Genomic DNA, 3,149 nt, shown 5'->3' on the forward strand with positions numbered 1-3,149 from the left:
AGCATCAACAATCTGGTTACGGACGATTTTTGCTGCAGTACTGTCTCGAACTGACTGAAGGGCGAACACTGCAGTTAGATGCAGTAGCACATTACCCCGAGCTGCTGAAATTTTATCGGCAATCAGGTTTTAAACAGATTGCCGAAGGTATTGGTCTCGGTGATCGTCGGTATCTGTTTGAGTATGGTGATTTAACCCAATAACGTATCTAATAACATGATGGCAAACAATCCCCCCATCAGCCCCATTGTGGCCTTGGTCTGATGACCATTACGATGCGTTTCCGGTATGACTTCATGAGAAACAACAAATATCATCGCTCCGGCTGCAATACCTAATCCCAGAGGGTAAGAAACTGGCAAACCACTTGATAGAAAAATCCCCATCACTGCTCCCACCGGCTCTACCAATCCAGTTGCGGCAGCAATTGTTACGGCTTTGCCAGCTGAAATATTGATACGTCTCAGCGCTAATACAACGGCCAGTCCTTCAGGAATATTCTGCAACGCGATTGCAGCTGTCAGTGGAATCCCGACAGCCAGATTTCCATCTGTATACCCGACACCAATTGCCATGCCTTCAGGAAAGTTATGCAGCGCAATAGCCAAAACAAACAGGCTTACCCGTCCCACTTGTTGATGTCCCGCTCCACATGGACCGGAGTGCTGATGTTCATGCGGCAAATAATAGTCCAGCCCTAACATCAACAACACGCCCCCCATCATACCCACAATAACAATAACCACACCGCTGAGAGCATGGCCGGTTAATGCAGTTCCAACGTCTATACCAGGCAGAATAAGTGAGAAAAAGCTTGCTCCCAGCATCATGCCGGCAGCCATGCCCAACATCGTATCTTCCGTTACCGTGGGAAGTTTTTTAACAATTAATCCGGGTGCGGCTCCCATTGCCGTTGAAAGCGCTCCCACACCACCGCCAATCAATGCCCATTTCAGGAAAAGCGGATCAACACTGGTATGTGTGCTCAGAAAATTCATGAGCAGCATGCCGACAATCGCCATTAGCGTTAACAGGATGAACGCTGACATAATGGGACGACTATTGAATTGTTCACGCCAACTGATAAGAAGTGCAGAAAAAGTTTGCTTTATTGCCTGTTGCATCCGGATTTTCCAAAAAGACTGGCCATAGGTTTATCACACTCAATACCTTTAAGATATTGAACTAATCCATCCCCATATATTCATAACGATAATAAACAATTTTGGAGTATGACGATGCAAGCTTTACAGGAACAATCTGTTATGTGTCCTTACTGTGGTGAAATTATTGAAGTTTTACTCGATGCCAGTGTGAATTTTCAGGAATATATTGAAGATTGTTTTGTCTGCTGCCGGCCAATACAGTTTTCGGTTTATGTGAACGATGACGGTTCATTTCATGTTGATGCTGTTGATGAAAATGCGTGAGATTAAAGCGTTTTACTGGAGCTAATTGTGTAAATGAAATGTCTCATTTCTGAAGCCTCAACTATATGACCAGGTTGCAAGATTAGGGATTGCTAAGTAATGTTTTTTGGGTGGTCAAACATCGGAAAAAAATAAGCATATGGATTTAAAGGAAAAATATCCTGCTTAAACAAGGATAGTTTACTTATTGAAGGATGGTATATTTCGGTTTCTAATGGACTTAAACCAATTATGGGAATGCACATTGAATCGTATTTGGCACAATACTTTATATCCGGCCCTTCTAATGGCGCTGTTAATACCACAAGCTTATGCATCACTCGATCTTTTAGCGGGTGTCGAGGCCGGTATTGAAACTGATACTGCGATGACGACTATTGATCTGGACAGAACCCAGGAAATCCTCTCGTCAAATGATTTCGAGTCCGAACATGGCTGGATTAATCATCACACCGGAATTCACTATCAAATCCAGCTTTTACGCAGTTATTCTTACGGTCATTACCCTTGTCTGGCCTATCAGTTGAAAATTAAAAATGGCGACGATATACAGGAAAAATCGCTGGATGCCTGTCAGCATCGAAGTGGTAAATGGATTTCAGTTTCCCCTACCTCAATGGCTTTTTAGAACCTGTTTAGCCTTATTAATAGCCACCAGCAGTAGATAAACACGCCCTAGGGCGCATCAGCGATAAATATGGCCCGCTTCGGTGCTGGATAACCTTCAATTGTTTTATTGATATCGTTAGGATCCAGAAAATCCTGCAATGATTCAAAGGTCATCCATTCTGTTGCACGCTGCTCTTCCAGACTTGTTTGATTTTCATCTACACAGCGTATGTTTTTATAGCCGCATTTCTGCAACCATATCAGCATGGTCGGCACCGAGGGGATAAACCAGACATTACGCATTTTCGCGTAACGCTCTTCTGGCATCAGACTCATGCCTTCTTCCCCGTCAATGATCAACGTTTCCAGCACCAGCTCCCCCCCCGGGCGAAGACAATGGCGTAACTCCAGTAAATGATTTAGCGGTGAACGGCGATGATATAAAACGCCCATCGAAAACACCGTATCAAACAGGTGCAGTTTTTCCGGCATATGTTCAATTCCAATCGGCAAGACAAAATGTCTGTCACTTTGAATAAAGTGTTGCATCAGTTGATACTGCATACTGAAAACCAGTGTCGGATCTATGCCCATCACCATGCTGGCACCCTCACCCAAAGTGCGCCAGCCGTGATACCCATTGCCGCCACCGACATCAAGTACCTTACGACCTTGCAATGAACTAAGATGCGGCAATACGCGCTCCCATTTCCAATCCGATCGCCACTCCGTATCAATGTGTATATCAAATAATTGGTACGGGCCTTTGCGCCAGGGATGAAAAGTTTTGATCAGCTCAATAAATGAAGCTGAGTCATAAGCCGCCAAATCTTCTTTTGAGCCAATAGCCACCTGTTGTTGAAGTTCTATAGCGGAAGGCTTTATGAAGGGTAAGTCAGCCAACGCTTTTTGCCATAACGGCATCTTGCCATGAAAATCATCAGCCAGTCGCTGGTCAGTAAATTTGGCCAATTGTTTGGCCCAGTCAGCTTGTCCAACGGAGTCAAGCCAACGATAAAACGGTTCATATACGGTCATTTAAACGCTATCAAAGAGGCAAAATTAAAACATTGAAACCAGCATTCACTGCTGGAAAAACCCGCCTGGCTG

4 protein-coding genes and 1 pseudogene are annotated in these 3,149 nt (G+C 44.4%); 3 read left to right on the forward strand and 2 right to left on the reverse strand.

Annotated elements, in window-relative coordinates; all coding sequences use genetic code 11:
- A pseudogene (locus tag B3O33_RS13535) lies at window positions 1–203 on the forward strand (N-acetyltransferase); the annotation flags it as partial.
- Here the strand turns inward: B3O33_RS13535 and B3O33_RS13540 are convergent.
- Complete coding sequence (locus B3O33_RS13540; RefSeq protein WP_292359831.1) at window positions 192–1,124, reverse strand: ZIP family metal transporter; 933 nt, start codon at window positions 1,122–1,124, stop codon at window positions 192–194. The pseudogene B3O33_RS13535 and the gene B3O33_RS13540 overlap by 12 nt on opposite strands.
- Window positions 1,125–1,238: 114 nt before the next feature.
- On the opposite strand from B3O33_RS13540, the gene B3O33_RS13545 reads away from it, so the two are divergent.
- Both B3O33_RS13545 and B3O33_RS13550 read left to right on the forward strand, forming a co-directional pair.
- Complete coding sequence (locus B3O33_RS13545; protein ID WP_292359832.1) at window positions 1,239–1,430, forward strand: CPXCG motif-containing cysteine-rich protein; 192 nt, start codon at window positions 1,239–1,241, stop codon at window positions 1,428–1,430.
- Between the two features lie 286 nt (window positions 1,431–1,716).
- Window positions 1,717–2,058 carry a hypothetical protein gene (locus tag B3O33_RS13550; protein ID WP_292359834.1) on the forward strand — a complete coding sequence of 114 codons (342 nt, stop codon included), beginning with the start codon at window positions 1,717–1,719 and terminating at the stop codon, window positions 2,056–2,058.
- A 47-nt stretch (window positions 2,059–2,105) separates the two neighbouring features.
- Here B3O33_RS13550 and cmoB read toward each other — a convergent pair whose 3' ends face one another.
- Window positions 2,106–3,077: a tRNA 5-methoxyuridine(34)/uridine 5-oxyacetic acid(34) synthase CmoB gene (cmoB, locus tag B3O33_RS13555; protein WP_292363821.1), complete on the reverse strand. Its 972-nt coding sequence runs from the start codon at window positions 3,075–3,077 to the stop codon at window positions 2,106–2,108.
- Window positions 3,078–3,149: the final 72 nt, after the last annotated feature.

It is taken from the genome of Methylophaga sp. UBA1464 (genome assembly GCF_002325665.1).
GTDB lineage: Bacteria > Pseudomonadota > Gammaproteobacteria > Nitrosococcales > Methylophagaceae > Methylophaga.

Excerpts from the sequence above, each read along its gene's own strand:
- cmoB (WP_292363821.1), bottom strand. The coding sequence starts at position 3,077 with ATGACCGTATATGAACCGTTTTATCGTTGGCTTGACTCCGTTGGACAA.
- B3O33_RS13550 (WP_292359834.1), top strand. The coding sequence starts at position 1,717 with ATGGCGCTGTTAATACCACAAGCTTATGCATCACTCGATCTTTTAGCG.
- B3O33_RS13545 (WP_292359832.1), top strand. The coding sequence starts at position 1,239 with ATGCAAGCTTTACAGGAACAATCTGTTATGTGTCCTTACTGTGGTGAA.
- B3O33_RS13540 (WP_292359831.1), bottom strand. The coding sequence starts at position 1,124 with ATGCAACAGGCAATAAAGCAAACTTTTTCTGCACTTCTTATCAGTTGG.